The 26,256-nt window shown below is 66.7% G+C and carries 30 protein-coding genes, 1 tRNA gene and 1 pseudogene; 9 read left to right on the forward strand and 23 right to left on the reverse strand.

What is annotated here, in order from left to right:
- Nucleotides 1-32: 32 nt before the first annotated feature.
- The gene (locus ROTAS13_RS00005; protein ID WP_253187607.1) at nt 33-446 is read right to left on the reverse strand and encodes a hypothetical protein; all 414 of its coding nucleotides are present in this window, start codon (nt 444-446) and stop codon (nt 33-35) included.
- Between the two features lie 162 nt (nt 447-608).
- Here ROTAS13_RS00005 and ROTAS13_RS00010 point away from each other — a divergent pair, with 162 nt between their 5' ends.
- The 8 genes from ROTAS13_RS00010 (at nt 609) to ROTAS13_RS00045 (ending at nt 5,559) form a co-directional block, all read left to right on the forward strand.
- Complete coding sequence (locus ROTAS13_RS00010) at nt 609-1,262, forward strand: glutathione S-transferase family protein (RefSeq protein WP_075821172.1); 654 nt, start codon at nt 609-611, stop codon at nt 1,260-1,262.
- A gap of 181 nt (nt 1,263-1,443) precedes the next feature.
- Nucleotides 1,444-1,899 carry a hypothetical protein gene (locus ROTAS13_RS00015; protein WP_075821173.1) on the forward strand — a complete coding sequence of 152 codons (456 nt, stop codon included), beginning with the start codon at nt 1,444-1,446 and terminating at the stop codon, nt 1,897-1,899.
- Nucleotides 1,896-2,171, forward strand: a complete 276-nt coding sequence (locus ROTAS13_RS00020) for a hypothetical protein (protein WP_019461896.1) — start codon at nt 1,896-1,898, stop codon at nt 2,169-2,171. Before ROTAS13_RS00015 ends, ROTAS13_RS00020 begins: the two co-directional genes overlap by 4 nt.
- A complete protein-coding gene (locus ROTAS13_RS00025; protein ID WP_075821174.1) occupies nt 2,168-2,461 on the forward strand; it encodes a monovalent cation/H(+) antiporter subunit G in 294 nt (97 codons plus the stop codon). Before ROTAS13_RS00020 ends, ROTAS13_RS00025 begins: the two co-directional genes overlap by 4 nt.
- Entirely contained in the window at nt 2,458-2,718 is a 261-nt protein-coding gene (locus tag ROTAS13_RS00030) for a DUF4040 domain-containing protein (RefSeq protein WP_075821175.1), read from the forward strand. The genes ROTAS13_RS00025 and ROTAS13_RS00030 overlap by 4 nt, the downstream gene beginning before the upstream one ends.
- Nucleotides 2,715-3,473, forward strand: a complete 759-nt coding sequence (locus ROTAS13_RS00035) for an MnhB domain-containing protein (RefSeq protein ID WP_075821176.1) — start codon at nt 2,715-2,717, stop codon at nt 3,471-3,473. The genes ROTAS13_RS00030 and ROTAS13_RS00035 overlap by 4 nt, the downstream gene beginning before the upstream one ends.
- The gene (locus tag ROTAS13_RS00040) at nt 3,470-3,814 is read left to right on the forward strand and encodes a sodium:proton antiporter (protein ID WP_075821177.1); all 345 of its coding nucleotides are present in this window, start codon (nt 3,470-3,472) and stop codon (nt 3,812-3,814) included. Before ROTAS13_RS00035 ends, ROTAS13_RS00040 begins: the two co-directional genes overlap by 4 nt.
- Nucleotides 3,811-5,559 carry a complex I subunit 5 family protein gene (locus ROTAS13_RS00045; RefSeq protein WP_083755328.1) on the forward strand — a complete coding sequence of 583 codons (1,749 nt, stop codon included), beginning with the start codon at nt 3,811-3,813 and terminating at the stop codon, nt 5,557-5,559. The genes ROTAS13_RS00040 and ROTAS13_RS00045 overlap by 4 nt, the downstream gene beginning before the upstream one ends.
- Before the next feature lie 149 nt (nt 5,560-5,708).
- On the opposite strand, the gene proB is transcribed toward ROTAS13_RS00045, so the two are convergent.
- The 4 genes from proB to rplU form a co-directional block, all read right to left on the reverse strand.
- A complete protein-coding gene (gene proB, locus ROTAS13_RS00050) occupies nt 5,709-6,821 on the reverse strand; it encodes a glutamate 5-kinase (RefSeq protein WP_019461890.1) in 1,113 nt (370 codons plus the stop codon).
- Nucleotides 6,818-7,828, reverse strand: a complete 1,011-nt coding sequence (gene obgE, locus ROTAS13_RS00055) for a GTPase ObgE (protein ID WP_019461889.1) — start codon at nt 7,826-7,828, stop codon at nt 6,818-6,820. Before obgE ends, proB begins: the two co-directional genes overlap by 4 nt.
- A 116-nt stretch (nt 7,829-7,944) precedes the next feature.
- Nucleotides 7,945-8,226, reverse strand: coding sequence for a 50S ribosomal protein L27 (gene rpmA, locus ROTAS13_RS00060; RefSeq protein WP_019461888.1), 282 nt, complete (start codon nt 8,224-8,226; stop codon nt 7,945-7,947).
- A 25-nt stretch (nt 8,227-8,251) separates the two neighbouring features.
- On the reverse strand, nt 8,252-8,569 hold the full coding sequence (gene rplU, locus ROTAS13_RS00065; RefSeq protein ID WP_027282736.1) for a 50S ribosomal protein L21: 318 nt from the start codon (nt 8,567-8,569) through the stop codon (nt 8,252-8,254).
- Between the two features lie 191 nt (nt 8,570-8,760).
- On the opposite strand from rplU, the gene ROTAS13_RS00070 reads away from it, so the two are divergent.
- Nucleotides 8,761-8,850: transfer RNA gene (locus ROTAS13_RS00070), tRNA-Ser, on the forward strand.
- Between the two features lie 576 nt (nt 8,851-9,426).
- On the opposite strand, the pseudogene ROTAS13_RS27935 reads toward ROTAS13_RS00070, so the two are convergent.
- From ROTAS13_RS27935 to ROTAS13_RS00160, 18 genes and pseudogenes are all read right to left on the reverse strand, one after another.
- Nucleotides 9,427-10,470 (reverse strand): annotated as a pseudogene (locus ROTAS13_RS27935) (recombinase family protein); the annotation flags it as partial.
- A complete protein-coding gene (locus ROTAS13_RS00080) occupies nt 10,467-10,856 on the reverse strand; it encodes a helix-turn-helix domain-containing protein (protein ID WP_075821178.1) in 390 nt (129 codons plus the stop codon). The gene ROTAS13_RS00080 and the pseudogene ROTAS13_RS27935, both read right to left, overlap by 4 nt.
- Before the next feature lie 20 nt (nt 10,857-10,876).
- Nucleotides 10,877-11,191, reverse strand: coding sequence for a hypothetical protein (locus ROTAS13_RS00085; protein ID WP_075821179.1), 315 nt, complete (start codon nt 11,189-11,191; stop codon nt 10,877-10,879).
- Nucleotides 11,192-11,325: 134 nt separating this feature from the next.
- Nucleotides 11,326-11,541: a DUF2274 domain-containing protein gene (locus ROTAS13_RS00090; protein ID WP_075821180.1), complete on the reverse strand. Its 216-nt coding sequence runs from the start codon at nt 11,539-11,541 to the stop codon at nt 11,326-11,328.
- A 2-nt stretch (nt 11,542-11,543) separates the two neighbouring features.
- Nucleotides 11,544-12,692, reverse strand: a complete 1,149-nt coding sequence (locus ROTAS13_RS00095) for a TrbI/VirB10 family protein (RefSeq protein ID WP_216348556.1) — start codon at nt 12,690-12,692, stop codon at nt 11,544-11,546.
- On the reverse strand, nt 12,689-13,714 hold the full coding sequence (gene trbG / locus ROTAS13_RS00100) for a P-type conjugative transfer protein TrbG (RefSeq protein WP_075821182.1): 1,026 nt from the start codon (nt 13,712-13,714) through the stop codon (nt 12,689-12,691). The genes ROTAS13_RS00095 and trbG overlap by 4 nt, the downstream gene beginning before the upstream one ends.
- On the reverse strand, nt 13,711-14,400 hold the full coding sequence (gene trbF / locus ROTAS13_RS00105; protein ID WP_075821183.1) for a conjugal transfer protein TrbF: 690 nt from the start codon (nt 14,398-14,400) through the stop codon (nt 13,711-13,713). The genes trbG and trbF overlap by 4 nt, the downstream gene beginning before the upstream one ends.
- On the reverse strand, nt 14,397-15,755 hold the full coding sequence (trbL, locus tag ROTAS13_RS00110; protein ID WP_075821184.1) for a P-type conjugative transfer protein TrbL: 1,359 nt from the start codon (nt 15,753-15,755) through the stop codon (nt 14,397-14,399). Before trbL ends, trbF begins: the two co-directional genes overlap by 4 nt.
- 3 nt (nt 15,756-15,758) lie before the next feature.
- Nucleotides 15,759-16,043: a putative entry exclusion protein TrbK-alt gene (gene trbK-alt / locus ROTAS13_RS00115; RefSeq protein ID WP_075821185.1), complete on the reverse strand. Its 285-nt coding sequence runs from the start codon at nt 16,041-16,043 to the stop codon at nt 15,759-15,761.
- Between the two features lie 20 nt (nt 16,044-16,063).
- Nucleotides 16,064-16,831, reverse strand: a complete 768-nt coding sequence (trbJ, locus tag ROTAS13_RS00120) for a P-type conjugative transfer protein TrbJ (protein WP_075821186.1) — start codon at nt 16,829-16,831, stop codon at nt 16,064-16,066.
- Complete coding sequence (trbE, locus tag ROTAS13_RS00125) at nt 16,828-19,284, reverse strand: conjugal transfer protein TrbE (protein WP_075821187.1); 2,457 nt, start codon at nt 19,282-19,284, stop codon at nt 16,828-16,830. The genes trbJ and trbE overlap by 4 nt, the downstream gene beginning before the upstream one ends.
- A 10-nt stretch (nt 19,285-19,294) precedes the next feature.
- Nucleotides 19,295-19,576 (reverse strand): VirB3 family type IV secretion system protein, encoded by a 282-nt coding sequence (locus tag ROTAS13_RS00130; protein WP_075821188.1) that lies wholly within the window; start codon nt 19,574-19,576, stop codon nt 19,295-19,297.
- Nucleotides 19,576-19,908, reverse strand: a complete 333-nt coding sequence (locus ROTAS13_RS00135; protein ID WP_075821189.1) for a TrbC/VirB2 family protein — start codon at nt 19,906-19,908, stop codon at nt 19,576-19,578. Before ROTAS13_RS00135 ends, ROTAS13_RS00130 begins: the two co-directional genes overlap by 1 nt.
- Nucleotides 19,905-20,888, reverse strand: a complete 984-nt coding sequence (trbB, locus tag ROTAS13_RS00140) for a P-type conjugative transfer ATPase TrbB (protein WP_075821190.1) — start codon at nt 20,886-20,888, stop codon at nt 19,905-19,907. Before trbB ends, ROTAS13_RS00135 begins: the two co-directional genes overlap by 4 nt.
- A gap of 146 nt (nt 20,889-21,034) precedes the next feature.
- Entirely contained in the window at nt 21,035-21,496 is a 462-nt protein-coding gene (locus ROTAS13_RS00145; RefSeq protein ID WP_083755329.1) for a CopG family transcriptional regulator, read from the reverse strand.
- A gap of 10 nt (nt 21,497-21,506) precedes the next feature.
- Nucleotides 21,507-23,492: a conjugal transfer protein TraG gene (locus tag ROTAS13_RS00150; RefSeq protein ID WP_075821192.1), complete on the reverse strand. Its 1,986-nt coding sequence runs from the start codon at nt 23,490-23,492 to the stop codon at nt 21,507-21,509.
- 180 nt (nt 23,493-23,672) lie between these two features.
- On the reverse strand, nt 23,673-24,545 hold the full coding sequence (locus ROTAS13_RS00155; protein WP_075821193.1) for a LysR family transcriptional regulator: 873 nt from the start codon (nt 24,543-24,545) through the stop codon (nt 23,673-23,675).
- Nucleotides 24,546-25,038: 493 nt separating this feature from the next.
- Entirely contained in the window at nt 25,039-26,256 is a 1,218-nt protein-coding gene (locus ROTAS13_RS00160; protein WP_253187608.1) for an MFS transporter, read from the reverse strand.

Consider the following 26,256-nt stretch of genomic DNA (forward strand, 5'->3'; position numbering starts at 1 on the left):
TCGCCTTACGGTGGAGCTGTGCGTAGATGTGATCAAGAGACAGCCGAGTCGAAGAGGCCGTTGAGCAGCAGGCCGACGAGTTGGTCGAGGGCGTAGGAGCGGCCGAAGACGCGGGTCTCCATCAGGCTCCGCTGCGCCAGGTAGCTCTTGATCGACATGATCAGGCGGCTGGCGAGCGGGTCCTCCAGATAGGCCTCGATGGCGCGGGGGCCGGCGGCGTGGCGGGTGGCGGCGCGGCCCGCGGCCCCGTGCTCCGTCCAGAAGCAGAGCACGGAGCGGAAGGTGTCCAGCACCTCCCGCCCCACGGCGTAGCGGGCGGTGGTGACGGAGCCGTCCGGCTGCAGCGTGGCGATGACGCTGTTGGTGGTGCCGAAGTCGATGCCCAGGACAGGCCCCACCGAGGCACCCATGGCGGAACGGCCCATGGCAGCATGGGGAGAGGACATGGAGCGGCTCCGCTGGGTCGAGGGGGGCGCGTCTTAGAGCCAAAAGCGACGGGCGGGGCAAGGGGTGGGGCGGCGTTTTCCGCGTAACGGGCCGCACGGGCGACGCTTCAGCGCGTTAACCTTTCCCGCGCCGCTCCCGCGCCGCGCAACAGGGAGGCCACGATGCTGACTGTCCACCACCTGAACAATTCCCGCTCCCAGCGGGTGCTCTGGCTGCTGGAGGAGCTGGGGGTGCCTTACGAGGTGAAGCGCTACGAACGCGACCCGCAGACCATGCAGGCGCCGCCGGAGTTGCGGGCGGTGCATCCGCTGGGGAAGTCCCCGGTCGTCACCGACGAGGGGATGGTCCTGGCCGAGACCGGTGCGATCGTGGAATACATCCTGGACCGGCACGGCCAGGGGCGGCTCCAGCCGGCCAAGGACGGGCCGCACTGGTGGCCCTACCGGTACTGGATGCATCACGCCGAGGGGTCGGCCATGCCGCCGCTGGTGATGACGCTGCTGCTCAACCGCGCCGCGGAGAAGGTTCCGCCGGAGGCCCGCGATGCCATGCTGAAAATCCGCGACGGCTTCGTGGCGCCCGGCCTGGAGCGGATGAAGCAGTATTGGAACGACGCCCTTTCGGGGACGGGCTGGTTCGCCGGGCCGGAAATGACGGCGGCGGACATCATGATGAGCTTCCCGCTCGAAGCCGCGGCGCAGCGCGCGCCCTTCGGCGAGGCGCGGCCGAACCCGGCGCGCTTCCTGGCGCGCATCCATGACCTGCCGGCCTACCGGCGGGCGCTGGAACGGGGCGGGCCCTATGCCTATGCGTGACGGAAGCCGGTGTTCCGCCGCGGACAGCCGTCGCATGAGCTGGCGGCCGAGGGCGGGCCCGCCGGTTCTCGCCGCCTTCACGCCCCTGCGGCGCAAGGGCACGCAACCCACCGGCTGCGGAAAGGGTTAGCAGCGAGACTTGCCCCGGGAACTCCTGGAGGCATGACGTCGTGGGGCCGCCATGCCACTGCGCCTGATTGCGCTGATGCTCCTCTACCTGCTCTTCGCCGGGCAGGTGGATGGTGAGGAAGTCCTGGCCGCGCTGCTCTGTGGCGGCCTGGCGGCGGCCCTGTCGCTGGCGCTGCGCCGCATCGCGCCCCATCGCCTCGGCTGGCCCAGGCCACCGGCCCGGCTCCTCCTGGCGCTGCCACTCACGCTGTTGCGGGAAACGGCGCTGACGGCCGCCGCGCTGTGCCGCGCCGCAAGCGGCAGGGAGATGCGGCCAGGGAAGATACGGGAGATCCCCGTTGCCCAGGGGAATGACCCAGGCAGCCTGACGCGGCGCGGCCTGTCGATCCTACGGCTGTCCCTGGCGCCGAACGGCTATGTCACGGACGACTCGGCGCAGCCGGGGCTTTGGCCGCTGCACCAGCTGGTGCCTCGTCCGGTTGACGGCGACGAGACATGGCCAGGATGACGGGCCCGCTCGCAAGTCCCGCCGGCCTCTGGCTTCTTGCCCTGGGGGCGCTGGTGCCAGCCTTCGCGGTCCCGGCCGCCATGGCGATACGCGGGCGGGTCGGCAGCCGGCTGGTGGCCGCGCAACTCGCCCTTTCCGTCGCAACGCTCATCCTCGTGGCGATGAGCTTCGCGTTCGATCTGCCATCGATCATCGACCTGCCCTTTGCCCTGGTGCTGCTGTCGCTGCCGGGAACGCTGGTGATGACGATCTTCCTGGAACGCTGGCTGTGAGCACGCTGCTGGCGGCCTGCCTTCTCCTGACCGTGGCGGCGGTCTGGCTCGGCGTCCTCGGCGCCGCGCGGTTGCGCGATCCGCTGGACCGCCTGCACGCGGTGACCTTCGTGAACATCGCAGGCGGCGCGGCGGTGACGGCGGCGGCCTTCGTGACGGACGGGGTCAGCGGACGCTCCCTCAAGATCACCCTGATGGTGCTGCTCTCCTGGGCCATCGGCGCGGCGCTGGCGCATGCCACCGGCCGGGCCCTGCTCCGGCGGGACCACAAGGGGGCGGAAACGGGATGAGCCTTCTGCTGGCCATGCTGTTCCTGCTTGTCGCGGCGACGGGCACCGGGGTGGCGCTGTCGCGCCAACCGCACCGGCAGGTGATGGCCATGGCCGCCCATGGCCTGGCCCTGACCATGCTTTTCACGGCCCTGCAGGCGCCCGATGTCGCCTTCTCCCAGCTCGTGGTGGGCACGGCGGCGCTGCCGCTGCTGTTCCTGGTGGTCCTGGCGAACCTGCGGCTCCGGCAGCGGCGCCCGAACGGGGACGGATCGTGACGCCACGCCTGCGCTGCCTCCTGGCCTGGGTGTCGGCCCTTTGCCTGCTGCCCTGGGCGGCTGCGGTGATCCACGCCATGCCGGAGTTCGGGAACCACCCCCTGCCCTATGGCGATGCCGTCAACCGGCTCGGCCCGGCGGAGCGGCAGGTCACCAACATGGTGACGGCGGTGAATTTCGACCTGCGCGGCTTCGACACGCTGGGCGAGGAGGTCATGCTGCTCGCCGCCGTGGTGGGCACCACGGTCATCCTGCGCGGTGCGCGTGGCGAGAAGACGATGGACCGCGCGGCCACCTGTCAGGGCCGCCCCATCGCACCGCGCAGCCCGGGCGTGATCCTGCTCTGCCGCGTGCTGGCGCCGATGACGCTGCTCTATGGCCTGTATGTCGTGCTGCACGCCGCGCTGACGCCCGGCGGCGGCTTCCAGGGTGGCATGATCATCGGCTCCGGCCTGTTGCTCGTGTGGCTGGGGGAGCGGTACGGAACATGGAGGCGCGTGGTGCGGGGCCATGCGCTCCATGCGGCCGAGGCTGGCGGCGCGGCGCTCTACGCGCTGGTGGGGATGGGGGCACTGCTCAGTGGCGGCGCCTTTCTCGCCAATCTGCTGCCGCTCGGCGAGATGGGAAGCCTCCTGTCCGGCGGGATCATCCCTGTTGTCAACCTGGGCGTCGGGCTGGCTGTGGCCGGCGGCTTCGGGATGCTCTTCCTGGAGTTCCTGGAGGAGACCCGCGTGGCGGGAGAGGACGGGCCATGACGCTGCTGCCGTGGCTGGTCAGCGTCTGGCTCTTCGCCATCGGCCTCTACGGCATTCTCACCAGCCGGCATTATGTCCACCTGATCGCCTGCCTCTCGGTCACGCAGTCGGGCACCTACGTCCTGCTGCTGGCCGCGGGCTTCCGGTGGCAAGCCGGTCCGCCGGTCTTCCACGACCACCCGCCCGGCACACCCGCAGTGGATCCGGTGGTACAGGCGCTGGTGCTCACCGACATCGTCGTGGGTGCGGCGGTGACAGCGCTTCTGCTGGCGCTGGCGCTGCAACTGCACAAGCGGAGGGGCACGCTCGATCCCCGGCGCCTGCAGACGCTGCGGAAGTGACCTCCCCGCTCCCTCCCCTGGTCGTGGCGGTGCCGATCCTGATGGCGGCCCTGCTTCTCGCCGCCGGCCGCGTGCTGCCGCGGCGCGCCCCCGACATCCTGGCCATCCTGACCGCGTTGGGCGTGGCGGCGCTGGGGGCCTGGATGGCGCGCCTGTCGATGGCGGGCCCCCTGCTGCACTGGTTCGGCGGCTGGGCGATGCATGGGGATATCCCGATCGGCATCGCCTTCTCGGCCGATCCGGCCGGGGCGGCGATGGTCGGCTTGGTCGGCCTGATCGTGGCCTCGGCCTGCCTCTTCGCCTGGGGGTTCTTCGAGGAGGTGGGCGCGCAGTTCCATGTGCTGATGCTGCTCTTCCTGGCGGCGATGGCGGGGTTCTGCCTGACGCGCGACCTGTTCAACCTCTTCGTCTGGTTCGAGGTGATGAGCGTGGCGGCCTTCGCCCTCACCGCCTACCGGCTGGAGGAATCCGCCCTGACCGGGGCGCTGAACTTCACGGTCACCAACAGCCTGGGCGCGATCATGATGCTGGCCGGGATCGGCCTGCTCTATGCCCGGCTCGGGCGGCTAGACATGGTGGCGCTCGGCGAACGCGCGGGCGCGGTGACCGCCGCCACCGGCCATGACCCGGTGCTGCTGGGTGCCTTCTGCCTGCTGGTGGCGGCGCTGCTGATCAAGGCGGCGACGGTGCCCTTCCATCTCTGGCTGTCGGACGCGCATGCGGTGGCACCGAGCCCGGTCTCCATGGTCTTCTCCGGCGTCATGGTCTCGATGGGCCTGTTCGGCCTGGCCCGGCTCACCGGCACGGTCTTCGCGCATGTTCCCGCCGTGACGGAGAATGCCCATGCGCTGCTGCTCTGGCTGGGCGCGGCCAGCGCGCTGATCGGCGGCGCGGCCTGCCTGTCGCAGCGTCACGTGAAGCGCATGCTGGCTTTCTCCACCATCTCCCATACAGGGATCATGCTGATGGGCCTGGCCATGCTGCGGGAGGACGGAACGGCCGGCATGCTGGCCTATATGGCCGGGCATGGGATGGTGAAGGCGTCGCTCTTCGCCCTGGCCGGCGTGCTGCTGGCGACACTGGGCGGGATCGACGAGATCGGCCTGCGCGGCCGTGGCCGCCCGATCTGGCCGGCCGGGATCGCCTTCCTGCTGGCCGGGCTGCTGCTGGCAGGCCTGCCGGCCGGGCTGATGGATACGGGCATGGTGCTGCTGGAAAATGCCGCGAAGCAGGAGCCGCATCCCTGGCTGGTACTGGCGGTGCCGCTTGGAGCGGGGCTGACGGGCGGCGCCGTGCTCCGGGTCACCGGCCGGATCTTCCTGGGCTGGGGCGGGATGCCGGGCGAGGAGGAACATGTGCCCGGCGAGGAGGCGGAGAAGGCGAACCGGCCGCTCTGGCTGATGCTGCTGCCGGTCGGGGTCCTGCTGTTCCTGGTCCTGGCGGCGGGCCCCTTTGCCGAGGAGTTCGCACGGCAGGCGACCCGGCAGCTCTGGGCCGCCCCGCCATCGCCCACGCCCACGGGACATTCCTTCCTTTCCTGGATGGGGCTGGTCCTTGCCCTGGCGATCGCCGGCTGGGATCTCGGACGGCGCCACCTGCCCCGCCCTGTCAGGAATGGGGTGGGTCTGGTGATACGCCCGTTGCTGACCGGATTGCAGGGGCTGCACAGCGGATTGATCAGCGACGAGGTGACCTGGATCCTGGCGGGGCTCGCCCTTCTGTCCCTGGCCTTCGCACTGGGCTGATACCGGCCTGCGGCGGAAGGTCATTCCCCCCGTCGGGCGGTTGGACAGGGCCGGGGTGGGTGCGCCGAAATGCCCAGGCTCCACGATCCGCCGCCCGGCACCGTCCCGGGCGCAGCCGGCCGGGGCGTGTTCTTCCTGTCCGGAAGCGTTCAGAGCAGGACGAGATCGTCCCTGTGGATGATCTCGTCACGGCCGCGCAGGCCGAGGATGGCCTCGATCTCGTCGGTATGGCGGCCGGCGATGCGCTGGGCGGCGTCGGCGTCATAGGCGGAAAGGCCGCGGGCGATCTCGCGGCCGGCCTCGTCGCGGATGGAGATGGGGTCGCCGCGCGTGAAGCTGCCCGAGACCTCCCGCACCCCGGCGGGGAGGAGCGAGGAGCCGTTGCGGAGCGCGCGGACAGCGCCGGCATCCACCGTGACGGCGCCATGGGGGGCGAGGCTGCCGGCGATCCAGGCCTTGCGGGCGCTGCGGCCCTCGGGCGCCGGAAGGAACCAGGTGCAACGGCCGCCTTCGAGCAGGTGCCGCAGCGGGTTCAGGCGGGTGCCCAGGGCAATGGCCATGGCGCAGCCGGCGCCGGTGGCGATCTTCGCGGCCAGGAGCTTGGTGCGCATGCCGCCGGAGGAATAGCCGGGCGGCGGCTCGCCCCCCATGGCCATGATCTCGTCGGTGATGCGCTCGATTGCCGGGAGGTGCCGGGCCTCCGGGTCGCGGCGCGGGTCGGCCGTGTAGAGGCCGTCGATGTCGGAGAGCAGGACCAGGGCATCGGCCTGCACCATCTCCGCCACCCGGGCGGCGAGGCGGTCATTGTCGCCGAAGCGGATCTCCGCCGTGGCGACCGTGTCGTTCTCGTTGATCACCGGCACACAGCCCAGGCCCAGCAGGGTGGAGAGCGTGGCGCGGGCGTTCAGGTAGCGGCGGCGGTCCTCGCTGTCCTCCAGGGTCAGGAGGAGCTGGGCGGCGGCGATGCCATGGGCGGCGAAGGCGCCCTGCCAGGCACCGGCGAGGCGGATCTGGCCGACAGCGGCGGCGGCCTGCTTTTCCTCCAGCCGCAGGCGCGGCTGGGTCAGGCCCAGGACGCGGCGGGCCAGGGCGATGGCGCCGGAGGAGACCAGGACAACCTCGGCTCCACCTTCGCGCAGCGCGGCGAGGTCGGCGGCGACGGAGGCGAGCCAGGCCTCGCGCGGCGCGGCGGTCTCCGGGTCCACCACCAGGGCGGAGCCAACCTTGACGACGATCCGCTTCGCGGTGCGCAGGTCGATCATGCGGTGCGTTCCGCCCGGTCGGCGGCCACGGCGTCGGCCAGGGCGCGGAGCACTTCCGGCACGCCCTCGCCCGTGGCGCCGCTGATCAGCATGACCGGGCGGCCGGTGGCACGCTCCAGCGCCTTGATGCGGGAGGTGCGGGCCTGCGGCGTCATGGCGTCGGTCTTGTTGAGGGCCAGGATCTCGGGCTTGTCGGTCAGGTCGGCGCCGTATTCCTCCAGCTCGCCGCGCACGGTCTTCCAGGCGGCGGCCGGATCGGCCTGGGTGCCGTCGATCAGGTGCAGCAGCACGGCGCAGCGCTCGATATGGCCCAGGAAGCGGGTGCCGAGGCCGGCCCCCTCCGCCGCGCCCTCGATCAGCCCGGGGATGTCGGCCAGGACGAATTCCTCGGAGGCGTTGAGGCGCACCACGCCGAGCTGCGGATGCAGGGTGGTGAAGGGGTAGTCGGCGATCTTGGGCCGGGCGGCGGAGACGGCGGCGAGGAAGGTGCTCTTGCCGGCATTGGGCAGGCCGACGAGGCCGGCATCGGCGATCAGCTTGAGCCGCAGCCAGACCCAGCGTTCCTCGCCCGGATAGCCCTTGTCGGCGCGGCGCGGGGCGCGGTTGGTCGAGGTCTTGTAGTGCGCGTTGCCATGGCCGCCGTCGCCGCCGCGGCAGAGCGTGGCACGCTGCCCGGCCTCGGTGAGGTCGGCCAGGACGGTCTCCTTGTCCTCGTCCAGCACCACCGTGCCGACGGGGACCTTGAGCACCACATCCTCGCTGCCCGCGCCGGTGCGGTCGGAGCCGGCGCCGTTGCCGCCCTTGCGGGCGCGGAAATGCTGGGCATAGCGGTAGTCGATCAGGGTGTTCAGCCCCTCCACCGCCTCGACCACGACATCGCCGCCCCGGCCGCCATTGCCGCCGTCCGGGCCGCCGAACTCGATGTACTTCTCGCGGCGGAAGGCCACGACGCCGTCACCGCCGTCGCCTGCCTTCAGGTAGACCTTCGCTTCGTCGAGGAACTTCATCGGTTCGGGAGCCTGAAGAGGGAGTGCGGGACCACCGGAATGGAGCCCTGAAACGACGAACGGGGGCCGCGAGGGCCCCCGTCCGGTAAGACGAGCCGTTGGTAGGGGGCGCGTGGTTACTCGGCGGCCACCGGGGCAGCCACCGGGCGCGGGTCCACGGAGACCATCACGCGGCCCTCGGCCTTGCGGTCGAACTTCACGACGCCATCGGCCACGGCCTGGATGGAGTGGTCGCGGGAAACGAGCACGTTGCGGCCCGGCAGCATCTTGGTGCCGCGCTGGGTCACGATGATGCAGCCGGACTTCACCGCCTGGCCGCCATAGAGCTTCACGCCGAGGCGCTTGCCGGCGGAGTCGCGACCGTTGCGGGAGGAACCGCCAGCCTTCTTATGAGCCATGGTGGGGTTTTCCTGTGTTTCTGGATCAGGCCGCGGCGATGTCGCCGATGCGCAGCACGGTCATGTGCTGGCGATGGCCATTCTTGCGGCGGCTGTTCTGGCGGCGACGCTTCTTGAAGACGATCACCTTGTCGCCGCGGGTCTGCTCGATCACCGTGGCGGTCACCGAGGCGCCGGCCACGGTGGGGGCGCCGATCGTCAGCCCGGACTCGCCGCCGAGGACGAGGACGTCCTGGAAGGTCACGGTCTGGCCGGCTTCGGCCTCGAGCTTCTCGACGACCAGCACGGCGTTCGGGGTGACGCGGTACTGCTTGCCGCCCGTGCGGATCACTGCGTAGGTCATTGTTACGCCTGCTCTATTCAAGTCGATGGTGAGGCCGCGAGCGGCACTGCGGCGTCACCTGGGGGATCTGCCGGGAGGCGGCGGATATAGCGAGCCCACCCTGGGGGAGTCAACGCAGAACCGCCCTTCCCCCCGTTGCGCTCAGCGCATTCCACCTCTATACGCGGCGCCGAAGCCTGTTCGGGCGGCGCGGAGAGGTGCCGGAGTGGTCGAACGGGTCGGTCTCGAAAACCGAAGTACGGGCAACTGTACCGTGGGTTCGAATCCCACCCTCTCCGCCATTTCAGTCCGCCTCTGGGCACGCCAATCGCCGCCGATTGCCTCCCTTGACCGGCAATAAGCGTCTTTAGCAGCTCCGTTTTCGATCCCATGATGCGGATTGCGTCGTCTGCGACCTCGACGCGCTGCGCCAGGGCGCGCAGGTGATCCCGCCGATAGCCGCCCTCGTGACCGCGAATGCGCTCCCGCGCGCGGCGTGCAAACCCTTCGATCATCGCCGGACTAAGGGCGCTGTGGCCGGGGCTTTCGAGCAGGGCTTGCGCCCGGTCGGCGTCAGCCCGCGCCTGATCGCGAAGAACCTTAAGACCGGCGATGCGCTCCTTGAGCGCCGGGTCGTCCAGATCGGCGACGCCTGCCTCGATGGCGTCATAGAGCCGCTTGAGGCGCGATTCCGATTCGGTCGCCTGCCGCTGCAAAGAGGCGATGTGTTCGCGACGGCGTTCCGCCTGATCCTCGCGGCGACCGAGGATGCTGCCAAGCAGCTTCTCCAGCCGAGTGGGATCGAGCAAGCGTTCCTCGATATGGCTGACCACCATATCGTCGAGCTTGTCCATGGGGATGGCGCGTCCCTTGCAGCCGGTCTCCCCCTGCCGCGCCTTGATCGAGCAGGCATAGTAGCGGTAGCGGCCACTCTTGCCGGTGCGGATGGTCATGGCCCCACCGCAATTGCCGCAATAGCAGATGCCGGTCAGCAGGGTCGGCCCGATCACCACGCGGGCGGGCAGTTCGGTCTTGGGGTTGCGAGCCTGCAAAAGAGACTGAACGGCGTCGAAGGTTTCTCGCTCGATGATGGCGGGCACCGGGACGATGACGATTTCTCCGGGGGTACGCGCGTCGTTGTGCTTGCTGCGCTTCCCCCATTCATGCTCGCCGATATAGGTGCGGCGGGTCAGAACGCGATGAACCTGACCGATGCCCCAACGGCCGCCGTCGCGGGTGAAGATGCCCTTGGCGTTCAGATGCTTGACGATGGCCTTGACGCCCATCTGGCCGCTGTCGCCCTGACCTTCCAAAGCGAGCCGATAGATCAGGCGGATCGTGTCGGCGTGCAGCGGGTCGATTTCCAGCTTCTTCTTGGTCTTGGCCCCGCGCTGTTCGGCGGCGGCGATCCGGTAGCCGATCGGCGGCAACGCACCGTTCCAGAAGCCTTGCCGGGCGTTCTCCTTCAGGGCGCGGGTGACGTGCTTGCCGTTTTCCTTCGACTGGTATTCATCGAACAGCGCCATGATCCGCCGCATCATGTCGTGGATTGGGTCGTCCCCCAGCTCTTGCGTGATGGAAATGAGCCGGACATCATTCTTGGCGAGCTTGCGATAGTAATATTCCATGTCGAAAGCATCGCGGAAGAAGCGCGAGAAGCTGTGAACCAGCACCACATCGAAGGGCGCGGGCTTCGACGTGCCCGCCTCGATCATGCGCTGGAACTCGGGGCGGCGATCATTGGTGGCCGTGTTGCCGGGCTCCACGAAGATTTCGACCAGCTGATAGCCGCGCGCCGCGCAGTACGCCTCGCCCTGCTTGCGCTGGTCGGGGATCGACACGTCATGCTCGGCCTGCCGGGCGGTCGAGACGCGCAGGTAGAGGGCAGCCCGCAGGGCGACGTTGGCGGATTGTGCGTTCATTTGCGGGTTCCTTTCGACTTACGCCGCTCGATCAGGGGCAAGACTAGCTCCACGCGGTCATGAATGACCTTGGGGACCAGCTTGAGGCCCTTGCCCTTCTCCATGCGAACAAGGCCGTAGCCGGCCATGGCCTTGAGGGTCCGGGACAGATTGGATTTCGCGCGGCCGGTGATCTGCGCCAGTTCCTCCAGCGAGTCCGGCTCCTGCTCATGGATGATGCGAAGCAACTCGCAATTGCCGGGTGAGAGGAACTTGGCGAACGATATTGTTGAGGTGAACCAGACGCTCGGATCGCCGGGCGCGGGCTTTTCCTCGCCTTTGGCAATCCGCATGGTGCGGGCCTTCATTTCATCGGATGTGGCGATCCCGACCTTGAGTGTCGTCATGGCGTAGCTCGATCATTTGCTCAAGGCTTTTCGTTATCATATTTCGATAACATGAGCAAGCCTTCCGGCAGATCGAGCGAGCCGAACATCTCGTCGAAAACATCGGCGAACCAGCGCTCGAACACCTGAATCTCGGCGTCGGTGATCGGCACTTCGTCGGGCCAGTCGTCAATGACGGGCAGCTTCTCAACGTCGAAGACATGAGGCGGACTGCCGCGCAACCGGCTGATGCGCGGCGCGGGATCGTCGTCATAGTCGTAGAGATCATCAGGAAGCGTTCCGGGGGCCGGCCGTTTTGGGCGGCCTCGTTGGGCGCGGCGGTGCTCTGCGCACATGGTATCCTCCGTGTTTCGCGGGTGGCATCCGGCGCGCTAAGGCCCCGGAATTAAGCGAAGCATGGAGGGGGATCGGCGGTGTGTAGCGTGCCGCATTCGCGCCTGTTCGCTCGCGGCACCCCCGTCGTGACGGATCAGGTCGCCTGCCGCCGCGCCTTGGCGAAGCCGCGATCCGTGGCGATGAACCGCTCCAGCATCGGCACGATCAGTCTGGCTGGCTCGATGGGCGCACCGCCATCGGCCAACAGAGCGCCGTAGTCGATGAGGTCACGGTGGAGTTGTGCGGGCAATTCCACCGTCATCTTCACCGGCTTGTCGTCGGCCAGAGGACCGAGTTTCAGCTTTGCCATGGTCAGCTCCTGTAGGGTTCGAGGAATAAATCTCGCGTCACAATGACCCTGACCGGGTATCCCGGCCGGATGGTCAGCGTCGGCGCGACCTGCAACTGGCGCTGGACGATCTGCTGTCCGGCCTGATTGATGGTGTCCTGCGCGCCGTCGCGGATGGCGCGGATCAATCGGTCCTCGTCGTCGGTCGCCAGCTCCGTGCCGATGCCGAGCAGCGTGGACAGGCCGGCCGCCTTCATCAGATCCCACCAGTGATAATCGACGCCATCCTCAAGCCCGGCATAGCCGGAAGCGTCCGCGCCGGGCTGGCGTTCCAGCACGATGGAGCGGCCATTGGGCAGGATCAGGCGATTCCAGACAAGCAGCACGCGGCGTTGGCCGAAGGTCACGCCGGCATCGTATTGGCCGATGATGCGCGTGCCCTGCGGGATCAGGAGCAGGCTACCGGTCGGGCTGTCATAGACGTTCTCCGTCACCTGCGCGGTGATCTGGCCGGGAAGGTCCGAACGGATGCCGGTAATCATCGCGGCCGGGATCACGGCCCCGGCCTGAAGGATGTAGGGTGATGCGGGGGCCATGATGCGGTCCAGGGCGACCGTCTGCCGGTCCACCGGACCATTGAGGAACGCTGTGTGCCGGTCCTGCGTGCCGGCAGCACCAGGCTGGCCGTTGAGGCCAAGGCCGGCGAGACTCGGGCTTGCGGTTCCCGTTCCCGGTGCGGTCTGGAAGAAGACGCGGCTGACGCGCGCGGCTTCTTCCTCGGCGAGACGGCGCTGTTCTGCCGGATCGACGGCGGGCGTCGTCATGACCGGCGCGGCGACGGGTTGGCCCCGGTTCTGCGCGCTGAGGATCGGGCCGCCGAGATCGCCGGGCAATGCCGGTCCCAGGACAGGTCCGGTATAGTCGCGCGGAAGGCCGGACAAGCCGTCCGCCGTGGGGCGGTTCTCGGTCGAATAGAGTTCTTCGCCGCCCGATCCCATGTCGCGGGTCTGGAGCGCATAGATCAGCGCGCCGCCGATGCCGAGCAGCGCGACTGCCCCGACGCCAGCGAGCATCTTGCGGGACAGACGGGTGACGCGCGGCGGTTCGGCTCGTAGCCGCATGGGCGCGGTGGTGTCTGCTGCGGCTTCTACAGGGGTCGTGTCTTCGGTCATGACGGGGATTCTCCGGTCGCCTTTGCCGGCTGTGCAGCCTGCCGTTGCTCGATGCGGACGATCCTGACCGTCTGCTGGCGATCACCGCTGCCAAGGCGCAGTTCGGCCGCGCCGAACAGGCGGTCCACGATCAGGATGTTCTGATGGATGCGGCTGTTGACGATCTGGGTCTCGCCATCGGAACCGATGACGAAGATCGGCGGCATCTCGCCCTGCACGATGCCGCGCGGGAAGACGACATAGACGCGGCGGCCGTCGTCGAAGACGGAGATGGGCTTCCAGGGTGGATTGTCGCCGGTCAGGCCATAGCGATAGTTGCGCGCCGCCTCGACCGGAATGATCGGCGCGGCGGGAACGGTCTGGCGCTGGCCTGCCGGTTGTGCCGGATAGGCCCAGGCGACGGACGGCATATAGAGGGCTTCGCGGGCGCGCAGCTCGATCATGTAGGTGCGACGGTCTGTCGTCACGACAAGGTTCGTGGAAATATCCGGCCGCGTCGGCTTCACGAGAATATGGACGCGGCGCGACGTTCCGCTGCCGCTCTCGGTATCGCCGATGATCCAGCGGGCGGTATCGCCTGCCGCGATCGGTCCCGCTCCGGTCAGGCTCTCGCCGGGTTCAAGCGCAATGGTCGTGATCTGTCCCGGCGCGGCATAGACCTGATAGAGCGCACCTTCCGACCACGGATAAATCTGGATGGCGTTGTAATAGCCCTCGCGGCGCGGCTCGACGCGGGCTGCGGCGTTGGCGTTCTCGACGCGGCCTGCCGGTGTCCCGGCGGCGGTCCCGCCACGCGCGACCGTCCATGCGGGCGGCGTGTGCAAAGGCCGGGGCCGGTCGTCGGTGACGGCGGCCTGCACGACAGGCAGCGATGGCACGTTGGCGTCGTAGCTGAACTGCGGCGGCTTGTTGGTGGCGCAGCCCGCGAGCATGGTGGCGGACAGCAGCAAAGCCGCGAAGGCGGGTTTACGGAGAAACGTAGTTTCGCAGCCGGAATCCTGCTCGGGGAGAAGTTTGGTCATTGGCTCATCTCCCGCGACCATGAGATTGCATTGACGTAGATGCCGAGCGGATTGGCGCGCAGCCGTTCGGCATCGCGCGGGGTTTGGATCACGATGGTCAGGATCGCGGTCCAGCGTTCGGTCGTGGCGAGCTGGCCGTTCTCATAATGCCGCTCCGTCCAGGCGACGCGGAAGCTGTCGTCCGATGCCCGGATGACGCTGGAGACCTCGACTGCGACCTGTTGCCGGCCAACCTTCGTGAACGGGTCGTTGCTGCGCGCATAATCGTTCAAGGCCGCCGCGCCGCGATCCGTGGTCCACTCATAAGCCCTGAGCCAGTTCTGGCGGACGATGATGGCGTCTGCCGGGATCGCGCGGACCTGTTCGATGAAGCGGCCGAGATGGAACGCAATCTGCGGATCGGTCGGGCGATAGTCGGCAACGGCGGGCGCAACGGTCTGTGCCTGTCCGAGATTATCGACCTGCACCACCCAGGGCACGACGGTCCCGCGCGCCGATTGGCAGACAAGGGCGGCGGCAAAACCGGCTGACAGGATCAGCGAGCCGAAGGCCATATAACGCCAGTTCTTCGCCTGAACGCGGGCCGAGCCGATGCGCTCGTCCCATGCCTGCGCTGCCTTCTGATAGGGCGTCTCGGGTTCGGGGGATTTGCCGTAATGGGCTGCGGGTCGTTTGAAGATGCTCATGAGCGGTCACTTTCGGAGAGATTGACGGAAGAGCCGCCACCGTGACTGTCGCCGGAGCGCACGGCGTGGGCGGCCATGGTGGCGCCGTGGTTCACGGCCTGGGATCGCTGCATCCGCTGCGCCCAGGCCGGGGGACTGCCAGCGGGAGAAGATGCGGCTGCGGGCGCTGCGCTGCTGCCTCCGACCGTGCCTGCGGTGGATGAGCCGCCGGTCACGCCGAAGGCTGCGCGTGCGCCATCGGAGAAGCTGGATTTGACGCTTTCGGAGGCTTTGGAAGCGGCACGCTTCAGGGGTGACACGGCAGCGGAGCCTGCGGCCCGCGCCACGCCGCCAAGGCCGGACGCGACACCGGCCGCACCCGACTGGCCGAGCGAGCCGACGCTATAGGCGGCGGATGCCGCGCCTGCTGTGGCAGCACCGCCCCGAACGGCGGCGGCTCCACCGGACATGGCGGCAGCGCCGCCCTTGACGGCGAGACCGGCCGCACCGCCTGCGGCAAGGGCGGCACCCCCTACGGCAAGGCCGGTGCCAACGGCAGCGCCAGCACCAAGCTGCGGGCCGCCCGAAACGAGGCCGGAAGCGATGCCGGGTCCGAAGATGCCGAGGCCGAGCAGCGACAACGCGGCCAGCACGATCGCCATCGCATCATCAATAGTCGGCGTGGCACCACCGAAGCCCGCGGTGAACTGCGAGAACAGCGTGGAGCCGATACCGATGATGACGGCCAGCACCAGCACCTTGATGCCGGACGAGACGACATTGCCAAGCACGCGCTCGGCCATGAAGGCGGTCTTGCCGAACAGGCCGAAGGGGATGAGGACGAACCCCGCCAAGGTGGTCAGCTTGAACTCGATCAGCGTCACGAAAAGCTGGATCGCCAGAATGAAGAAGGCGAGCAGCACCAGCGCCCAGGCGAACATCAGGCAGGCGATCTGGATGAAGTTCTCGAAAAACGACCAGTAGCCCATCAGGTCGGAGATGGAATCGAGCAGCGGGCGGCCGGCGTCGAGGCCGGTCTGCGCCACCTTGCCGGGACGCATCAGGTCGGCGGTGGAAAAGCTGGTGCCGGAGGCTTTAAGGCCGAGACCGGCGAAGCTCTCGAAGACGATGCGGGCCAGGTTGTTCCAGTTTGAGATGATGTAGGCGAACGCCCCGACGAACAGCGTCTTCTTGACCAGCCGGGCGATGATGTCGTCATCCGCGCCCCAGCTCCAGAACAAGGCGGCGAGCGTCACGTCGATGACGATCAGCGTGGTGGCGATGAACGCCACCTCGCCGCCGAGCAGGCCAAACCCGCTGTCGATGTAGGAGGTGAAGACGCCGAGGAAGTTGTCGATGACGCCGGTGCCGCCCATGGTTCATTGCCCCCCGTTCTGATGCGGGGCGGCGGGCACCGGCGTCCGGCCGAGAAACCGATCGCGGTTCTCGGCCCAGACGCGCAGGCATTCGGCGTCGCTGGCGGCCGTCGTTCCAAGCTGCTGACACCGGCGCTGCCCTTCGCGCAGCGGATCGCGTTCGGGCTGGACAAGACGCGACGGTAATGCCGGCGCATCTTCCTTGCGCGTCATCTCGATGGCCGTGGCGGTGATGGCAATGGCGACGAATATGATCGCGCCCAGCCGGGCCAGCATCTTGCCGTCCATGTCGCGCCCCTCCTGTCCGGTCAGTTGTTGCCGTTGCCGAACATCCGGGCATTGCCGGGCTGGTAGCCTGATCCCGGCGTCAGGAAGCGCTCGCGCTGGATGCGGCCCTGTTCGGCGGCGGTGGCGCGTTCGGCCTCGATCAGCGATTCGGACCGGCCATTGGCGGACATCAGCGCGATCAGGTCGGAAAGCTGCTGCGACTGGAGGGCGAGAAGCTGATTGCCGGCCTGTGTAGCTTGCAGCGCGCCGGTCGCGTTCTGGCTCTGCCCGACAAGCTCCGACATCTGCGTGCGGTTGGTGTCGATATTGCCGACGACGCCGGCCTGCACGCGCATGGCGTCCTGCAAGCCGCCGACCGTGTTCTGCCAGCGGGATCGCGCGTCGGCGACAAGCTGGCCATCGGTCGCGGACAACGAGACGTTGCCATATTGGGTCTGGAAGATCTGATCGACCTTCTGCACGTCGAAGGCGATGTTCTGCGCCTGGCTCAAAAGCTGCTGCGTGCGCTGGACGTTCTGCTGCAACGCCTGAAGCGAGGAATATGGCAGGCTCGCCAGATTCTTCGCCTGATTGATGAGCATCTGCGCTTCGTTCTGAAGCGACGTGATCTGGTTGTTGATCTGCTCAAGCGCGCGGGTCGCCGACAGAAGGTTCTGCGCGTAGTTCGTCGGGTCGTAGACGATGATCGCGTGGGCCGGGCTGGTCAGCATGGGCGACAGCGCGAGCGGCGCGGCAAGCATGGTCGCGGCCATGAAAATGGCGCGCGAGCGCGAACGACGAATGGTCATGGTTGGGACTCCTTCTCGGTCTGGGGAATGAGATTGGTAAGATCGGGGATCAGGTCGGCCGCCCAATCGACGCCGCGCAGGCGCAGCCAGGCGGCAAGGAAGCCGTCGCGGCCGTGTTCTGCGACAAGTCCGGCAATGCGTTTGTGGTCGGATTTCGCGGATGCGGTGCAGAGCGCCAATCCGACTTCGGACAGGCCCAGCTCGAACAGGCGATTTCCCCTGCGGCTCTGGCAGTAGTAATCCCGCTTGGGCGTGGCCCGCGCCAGGATTTCGATCTGCCGGTCATTGAGGCCGAAGCGCCGATAGATGGCGGTGATCTGCGGCTCGATGGCGCGTTCGTTCGGCAGAAGCAGCCGCGTCGGGCAGCTTTCGATGATGGCGGGCGCGATAGTGCTGCCGTCGATGTCCGACAGGCTCTGCGTGGCGAAGATGACGGAAGCATTCTTCTTCCTGAGCGTCTTCAGCCATTCGCGGAGCTGGTTGGCGAACCCTTCATCGTCCAGCGCCAGCCAGCCCTCGTCGATGATGAGCAAAGTCGGCCGACCGTCGAGCCGGTCGCCGATCCGATGGAACAGGTAGGGGAGCACGGCCGGGGCCGCGCCGGTTCCGACAAGGCCCTCGATCTCGAACGCCTGCACATCCGCCGAGCCGAGATGTTCGGTCTCGGCATCGAGCAACCGACCATAGGCCCCGCCGATGCAGTAAGGCCGCAATGCCTGTTTCAGATCGTTGAATTGGAGCAGCACCGTGAGGCCGGTGATGGTGCGTTCGCCGATCGGAGCGGACGCCAGCGAGTTCAGCGCCGTCCAGATGTATTCCTTGGTCTCGGGCGTTACCGGCACGCCTTCGCGGCCGAGAATGGCGGCGATCCAGTCAGCGGCCCAGGCGCGCTCATAGGTATCGTCGATGCGGGCAAGCGGCTGGAGCGAGACGGACGCCTCGTCCCCTTCCGTCAACCCGCCGCCGAGGTCGTGCCAGTCTCCGCCCATGGCGAGCGACGCGGCGCGGATCGAACCGCCGAAGTCGAAGGCGAAGACCTGCGATCCCGCATAGCGGCGGAACTGCAAGGCCATGAGGGCAAGCAGCACGCTCTTGCCTGCGCCCGTGGGGCCGACGACGAGCGTGTGGCCGACATCGCCGACGTGAAGGGAAAACCGGAACGGGGTCGAGCCTTCGGTCTTGCCGAAGAACAGCGGGGGCGCGCTGAAATGCTCGTCCCGTTCCGGCCCCGCCCACACGGCCGATAGCGGGATCATGTGGGCAAGGTTGAGCGTCGATATGGGCGGCTGCCGGGCATTTGCGTAGGCGTGTCCGGGGATCGAGCCGAGCCAGGCATCGACGGCGTTGACGGTCTCGGGCATCGCGGTGAAGTCGCGGCCTTGAATGATCTTTTCTGCGAGGCGCAGCTTTTCGTCGGCAATGCGCGGGTCGGCATCCCAGACGGTGATGGTGGCCGTGACATAGGCCATGCCGGCGACATCGGCCCCCAGCTCCTGCAACGCCATGTCGGCATCGAGAGCCTTGTTGGCCGCATCCGTGTCCACCAAGGCACTCGCCTCGTTGGTCATGACTTCCTTGAGAATGGCGGCGATGGACTTGCGCTTGGCGAACCATTGCCGCCTGATCTTCGTCAGCAGCCGGGTGGCGTCGGTCTTGTCCATGAGGATGGCGCGCGTGCTCCACCGATACGGGAACGGCAGCCGGTTCATTTCGTCGAGCAGGCCGGGTGTTGTCGCGGTCGGAAAGCCGATGATGGTCAGGACGCGCAGATGCCGGTCGCCAAGACGCGGTTCCAGCCCGCCGGTCAGCGGCTGGTCGGCGAGCAGCGCGTCGAGGTGCATCGGCACCTCCGGCACGCGCACGCGATGCCGGTTGGTCGAGATGGTGGAATGCAGATAGGTCAGCGTGCCGGCGTCATCGAGCCAGCGGCATTCCGGCATGAAGCCGTCGAGCAGCGCCAGCACGCGGTCGGTGCGGTCCACGAAGCCCCGCAGGGCTTGCCACGGATCGACGCCGGATTGCTCGCGGCCCTCGTAAAGCCAGGTCTCCGCGCGGGCGGCGTCCTCGGCGGGCGGCAGCCAGAGGAAGGTCAGGAAGTAACCCGACACGAAATGCGTTCCGGCTTCCTCAAATGCAGCTTTCCGTTCGGCGTCCAGCAACGCGGATGCGGCTTCGGGAAATTGGCTCGTGGGATAGGTCGCAGCTTCGGAGCGTTGCGCTTCGACGAAGATGCTCCAGCCGGAGCCAAGACGGCGCATGGCATTGTTGATCCGGCCGGCGACGGCGACCAGTTCGGCGGCGACGGCGGAATCCAGATCGGGACCGCGAAACTTCGCCGTCCTCTGGAAACTTCCGTCCTTGTTCAGCACGACGCCGGAGCCGACCAGCGCGGCCCATGGCAGGAAATCCGCGAGGCGGCTTGCGGTGCGGCGATATTCGGCAAGGTTCATCATGATCGCGCCCTCACACCGCTAGAAAAGCCGGGATGCGCAGATGCCTGCGCCCCACCTCGACAAAGAGCGGATCGCGCTTGGCCGCCCAGACGGCCGCGAAATGGCCTATCGCCCAGATGGCGAGGCCGACTAGCCAGAGGCGTAGGCCGAGGCCCACGGCCCCGGCCAGCGTCCCGTTCATGATGGCGATGGCGCGCGGAGCGCCGCCGAGCAGGATATGCTCGGTCAGCGCCCTGTGGACCGGAACGGAAAATCCCGGCACCGCGTCCAGTTGTTCGAGGCCGCCCGCCATCAGACGAGCGCCCCGCCGCCAAAGCTGAAGAAGCTGAGAAAGAAGGAACTGGCCGCAAAAGCGATGCTGAGGCCGAACACGATCTGGATGAGGCGGCGGAAGCCGCCCGACGTGTCGCCGAACGCGAGCGCGAGGCCGGTGGCGATGATGACGATCACGGCGATGATCTTGGCGACCGGCCCCTCGATCGACTGAAGGATGGATTGCAGGGGCGCTTCCCACGGCATCGACGAACCGGATGCGTGTGCGGCGGGCGCCAGCATCAGGCTGATGGAAACGGCTGCCGCCGATGTCGCCATGAAGCGGCAGGCGCGGGAAAAGGTTGGGATCATGAGGGGTCTCCTGTGCTGGTGGGGGTTGCGGGGGTGATGGCGTAGTCGCTGTCCGGCCCCAGCCCATCGACGCGGGCGAGTTCGGCCAGCCGGCGCGCGGAACCGCGCCCGGACAGGACGGCAACAAGGTCGATGGTCTCGGCGATCAGGGCGCGCGGGACGGTGACGACGGCTTCCTGGATGAGCTGTTCGAGGCGACGCAGCGCACCGATGCCTGTTCCGGCATGGATGGTGCCGATGCCGCCGGGATGTCCCGTTCCCCAGGCTTTGAGCAGGTCCAGGGCTTCGGAGCCGCGAACCTCGCCGATGGGGATGCGGTCGGGGCGCAGGCGCAGCGAGGAGCGAACGAGATCGGAAAGCGTGGCGACGCCGTCCTTGGTCCGCATGGCGACAAGGTTCGGCGCAGCGCACTGCAACTCGCGGGTATCTTCAATGATGACGACGCGATCGTCCGTCTTGGCCACCTCGGCGAGCAGCGCGTTGGTCAGCGTCGTCTTGCCGGTGGACGTTCCACCCGCGACGAGAATGTTGGCGCGGGAGGCGACGGCTTCGCGAAGCGTCGCGGCTTGCTCGGCGGACATGATGCCGGCGGCTACATAGTCATTGAGCGTGAAGATAGCGACCGCGGGTTTCCTGATCGCGAAGGCGGGTGCTGCGACGACGGGCGGCAAAAGCCCTTCGAACCGCTCGCCGGTCTCGGGAAGCTCTGCCGAGACGCGGGGTGCGCGGGCGTGAACTTCCGCGCCGACATGGTGTGCAACCAGCCGCACGATGCGTTCGCCATCGGCGGCGGACAGCATCTCGCCCGTATCGGCCAGCCCTTCGGACAGCCGGTCGATCCAGATGCGACCGTCCGGGTTCAGCATCACCTCGATGACGGCCGGGTCCTCGAGAAACCGGGCGATGGATGCGCCGAGCGCCGTGCGCAACATGCGCGCGCCGCGTGCAATCGCCTCCGGTTTCTGGTGATGTGTCGTCATGTCGGCCCCTTGTTCTCGCGGGGCGTGACAGACGGACCCCGCAACGGGGTCGATTAAAAGAGCCTGAAATCAGGCCGATTCAACAAGTATCTAAGAGGATGCGGTGATCGGCGGCTATCGGCGGCAAATAGGATGGGTTGAAAAATCTAAGCAGCGTCACCATCGGTCTTGGTCTGATCTTGCGGCGGACTGTCATGAAGCGAATCCATGTCGCGCGATAGCTCTTTCAGGAACCTATCTCCGGTCGCCAGCCTGCGACCGAGATTCTGCATGAAACCCTCAAACCGTTCGTTGCCCTTGATGCGTGCGGACTGTTTGGCGCTGTCCGGCAACGGCGGGGTCATCGTCAGCCAGAAATGGACGAACAGCGAAAGCGTCTCGCCGAGCACGGCGAGGTCTTCGTCCAGCGTGCCGATCTGCCGGCCGATCTTGTCGAGGCGGCGCGACATGGCCGCTTCCAGTCGATCCGACGTGTCGCCCGACAGGAAGGATGCGACGGCCGCCTCGATGATGGCGGACTTCGAGACCTGTCGGCGCAGCGACAGCGCTTCGACCTGTTTGAGCAGTTCCGGGTCGAAATAGACATTCATGCGGGTGCGGGTTGTCATTGGCTCCCCCTCAAAGCTCGATGCCATCGCCGGGGTCGAGGGACGCCTGCCGGGCGATCATCCGCATGCGCGAGCGCAGCGCGCGGGCCTTGGCGGCATCCACGTCCGGCTCGTCGTCCAGAATGTCGAACTCCTGGGCTGGCGGTGTCGGCGGCGGGACGATTTCCTCATGCTCGGGCAATTCCGGCTCGCGGCGGATGCCGGCGTTGTCGGGATCGCCCTCCGCGCCACCGGCAGCGGTCGTCGCTGGCCTGTCCGCCGCGACGATGACGCGGCTCGTCCAGTCGTCGGTTGCCGGCTTCGTTGCTGGAACGGATGGCAGCTCGGGCGGCGGCAGGATGCGCTCCTGCAATCGCGCATCCTCGAAATAGCGCGCCTTCTTCGCCCGGATCGGCGGAGTGCCGGCGACCATGACGATTTCGTCGGCGGGCGGAAGCTGCATGATCTCGCCGGGCGTCAGTAGCGGCCTTGCGGTCTCCTGCCGCGACACCATCAGATGCCCAAGCCAGGGCGCGAGGCGATGGCCGGCATAGTTGGTGGAATCGCGCATCTCGGTTGCGGTGCCAAGCGAGTCCGACACGCGCTTGGCGGTGCGCTCGTCGTTGGTGGCGAAGGCGACGCGCACATGGCAATTGTCGAGAATACTGTTGTTCGGCCCGTAGGCGCGCTCGATCTGGTTGAGCGATTGGGCGATGAGGAAGGATTTGAGGCCGTAGCCCGCCATGAAGGCGAGCGCCGATTCAAAGAAATCGAGCCTTCCCAATGCGGGAAATTCATCCAGCATCATGAGCAAGCGATGCCGCTTGCCGGATAGGGCCAGTTCCTCGGTCAGCCTGCGACCGATCTGGTTGAGGATGAGCCGGATCAGCGGTTTCGTCCGGTTGATGTCGGATGGCGGGACGACAAGGTAGAGCGTGACCGGCTCCCGCCTGCCGACCAGATCGGCAATGCGCCAGTCGCAACGGTCTGTGACGCGCGCCACGACCGGATCGCGATAGAGGCCGAGAAACGACATGGCGGTGGACAGCACGCCCGACCGCTCGTTCTCGCTTTTGTTCAGCAGCTCGCGCGCCGACGACGCGATGACGGGATGAACGCCGGCTTCGCCCAGATGCGGCGTGTCCATCATCGCGCGCAAGGTGGCCTCGACCGGACGGCGGGGATCGGACAGGAAGTTGGCGACGCCGGACAGGGTTTTGTCCTTCTCGGCATAGAGGACGTGAAGGATTGCGCCGACCAGCAGGCTGTGGCTGGTCTTTTCCCAATGATTGCGCTTATCGAGACTGCCTTCTGGATCGACCAATATGTCCGCGATGTTCTGCACGTCGCGGACTTCCCATTCGCCCTGCCGCACTTCCAGCAACGGGTTGTAGGCAGACGATCTGGCGTTGGTCGGATCGAACAGCAGCACGCGACCGTGCCGGGAACGAAAGCCCGCTGTCAGCGTCCAGTTTTCTCCCTTGATGTCGTGGACGATGCAGCTTCCCGGCCAGGTGAGCAGCGTCGGCACCACAAGGCCGACGCCCTTGCCCGACCTTGTAGGAGCGAAGCACAGGACATGCTCCGGCCCGTCATGGCGCAGATAGTCGCGATCGTATCGGCCGAGCAGGACGCCATCGGGGCCGAGTAGCCCGGCGCTGCGGATTTCCTTGTCCTCTGCCCATCGCGCCGAACCATAGGTGGCGACGTTACGGGCCTCGCGTGCCCGGATGATCGACATGAGGATGGCGGCGGCGATGGCGAGGATGCCGCCCGACGTGGCGATGGCCGCCCCCTCCATGAAAATCGCGGGTGCATAGGCGTCGAAGGAAAACCACCACCAGAAGAAGGCGGGTGGATGGTAGAATGGCCAACCGGCCAGATCGAACCACGGGCTTCCGAGTTGGGGCTGAAAGCCGAGCCGGAACGCCACCCATTGCGTCGCGGCCCATGTCATCACCAGAACAATGATGAAGACGACTATGATCTGGCCCCATAGTATTCGGCCTCCACGCATACAGGCTCCAATCGGCAAGAGAGACGGAGCCGATCAGAGAATAGGCAATCATCGGGTCTGCAACAGCAAAGGCATTGCCGGAGGGCTACAGGATACTATCGGCGGCAAATAGGACGGGTTGTCGCGGCACTATTTCGGCACTGTGCTGGTGGATTGGTTGCGATTCGGTCAGCGGAAAGATCAGCGCATGTTCGTCGCGAGCGCGAGTAACTTGAGAAGTGCGGGCGCGCGATTGGACGGCGACCAGACAGCCGAAAATGGGATGTTTTCAGGCTCGTCCCGGATCGGCCGGAAAGCGACGTTCGCCGTGCTGTCGGCTGCGCCTTCCTCGACGAAAAGCGAGATTCCGTGTCCGATCGCTACCATGGACAGCAGGGTGCTCCGCTCAACATCAAAACGCAGGATTGTTGGCGTCAGCCATTTGCCGGCCGCCCGCGCCACGATCAGATCGTGAACCTGCGGGCCAGTGCCGCTATGGCGGACGAGAAAAGTTTCGTCCGCAAGGTGACGCCATTCCACATCCGATTGTGCCGCAAGAGGATGCTTGACCGGCAGCGCAACCATAAGACGGTCGCGCCAGATCACGCGGGAATTTAGATCGGGGCTCTGATGGGTGCATGCCATGAAGGCGATATCGAGCCTGCCTTCGCGGATCATGAATTGGGCGTCTCTCGCAGTTCCCTCGGCAACTTGCAGCCGGATACCGGGATGGTCGGTGTGGAACCGCTCGAATAGCCGGTCGAGAAAGCAGCCAGGGGTGAGCGCATGCACGCCGACGCGAAGTTCTCCGGCCTCGCCGCGCGCTTGCATTCCGGCGATCTTGATGGCGCGGTCGAGGATGCCCATGGCCTCACCGACCTGATCGACGAAGCGGCGTCCGGCTTCAGTCAGGCGGACGCCGCGCGTGTTGCGGTCGAAGAGAATGATGCCAAGGTCTTCCTCCAGCGCCTTTATCCGAGCGCTGACGCTGGACTGGCTGACGCCGAGCGCCAGGGCGGCGCGATGAAAGCTGAGATATTCAGCGACAGCGAGCGTCTGAACGAGGACGGCCATAGGGAAACGACCACCCCGTAAAGCAGACAAGGTGATCGCCTCACCGACATATTCACTCCGCTTTCGCCGCCGCATACACGTGCCGCCTAAACGTCGATCGCCGACACAGCCGATGGCTTGTCGCGAAAGGTGAGCAAGCAGATGGGGGCCGTCAGGATAGGGAGAATGGCGAGCACGAAAATACTTGCGCGAAACGCATGCGTGTAAGCGACAATCGCTAGCGTCATGATTGTCTCATCCAGCGTTGCGCCCGCGATCGTCGTAGCACCGTGCGGTGATCTCTCCGACAGCCGCCTGATTGCTCGCGAACTGGCTTCTGCCAGTCGCCTGTTGTGTGCTTCGCCCGACTATCTGTCGCCGCGCGGCACGCCCGCGCATCCTTCCGACGTTGCCAAGTGCAATTGATGCAAATACCAGAGGAGCGGAGTAAGCAGAGAAGTATTTTCTACGTTGTCTCTCGAAGGTTTGGCAAACAGGGCTGCAACACACTAATTCAAACCTCACTTGTTGCGGATGCCGATTGATTCGGCTTTTGTGACACTTCGTGCCTGTCCAAGTAACCGCTCCACAAGGTTAGCAACGTGCCGATACCGATCATGATTGAGCCGACCCACGGCGTCGCTCCAAGCCCAAGATGAGATTCCGCCACCAGTCCACCGATGATCGCGCCGACCGCGATACCGGCATTCGCCGCTGACACATTAATGGTGGAAGCGATGTCTACGTTTCCAGGCCGATGGCGCATGGCAAGTTGAACGACATACAACGCAAGCCCAGGCACATTGCAGAACATCAATGCTCCGAGCACGCCGAGAGTTAGTATTGAACCGATCATGGATGGTGCTGTGAAGGTGAAGATGAGGAGAACCGCCGCTTGCGTTCCCAGCATAAGTGTGAGCGTCGGGACCAAAGCCTTGTCGGAGACGCGTCCGCCCAAGAAGTTTCCAATAACCACAGACACGCCGTAAAGCGCCAGCATCCAAGCCACGCCATTCGGTCCAAAGCCGGTGATTTCCGCGAGAATGCTGGGGAGATAGGCGAAGGCGACGAAGGTGCCGCCCCATGCGCAGAAATTCATGCCGAACGCAATCAGCAGGCGCCCGCTGCCGAGCACCTTGACCTGTTCGATGAGGCTCCCGGCCGGCGCGATATCAATCTTGCGAGGCAAGGTCACGGCCATTGCGACCAGCGACACGAGGCCGATGGCCGCGACGAACCAATAGGACATGGGCCAGCCGAGCCTTTGGCCGATGACGGTCGCAATCGGCACGCCGGCCGCGACCGCGATTGTTAGGCCGCCGAACACGATCGCGACCGCAGAAGCCCTACGGTCCTCCGAAACGAAGCTCGCGGCAATCGCAGCCCCAACGCCGAAGAAGATGCCGTGAGGCAGGGCCGAGAGGACTCGCGCGACGATGAGCAGTTCATAGCTTGTGCTTAGGGCCGCTGCCGCATTGGCGACGACGAACAGCGCCATCACCGCCAGCATGAGTGTCTTTCGTGACAGGTTTCCTGTTAGGGCCGCGAGGATCGGCGACCCGAAGCTGACGCCGAGCGCATAGCCGCTAACCACCAGCCCGGCCCGCGCCAGATTGATCCCGAAATCATCGGCGATCTGCGGCAGGACGCCGACGCTCGCATATTCGGTGGTGCCGATGGCGAATCCACCGACCATCATCGCCAACAGGGCGGGTAGTCTGTTCGTACTCAA

This window comes from Roseomonas sp. TAS13 (assembly GCF_001950415.1).
GTDB classification, from domain to species: Bacteria; Pseudomonadota; Alphaproteobacteria; order Acetobacterales; family Acetobacteraceae; genus Roseomonas; species Roseomonas mucosa.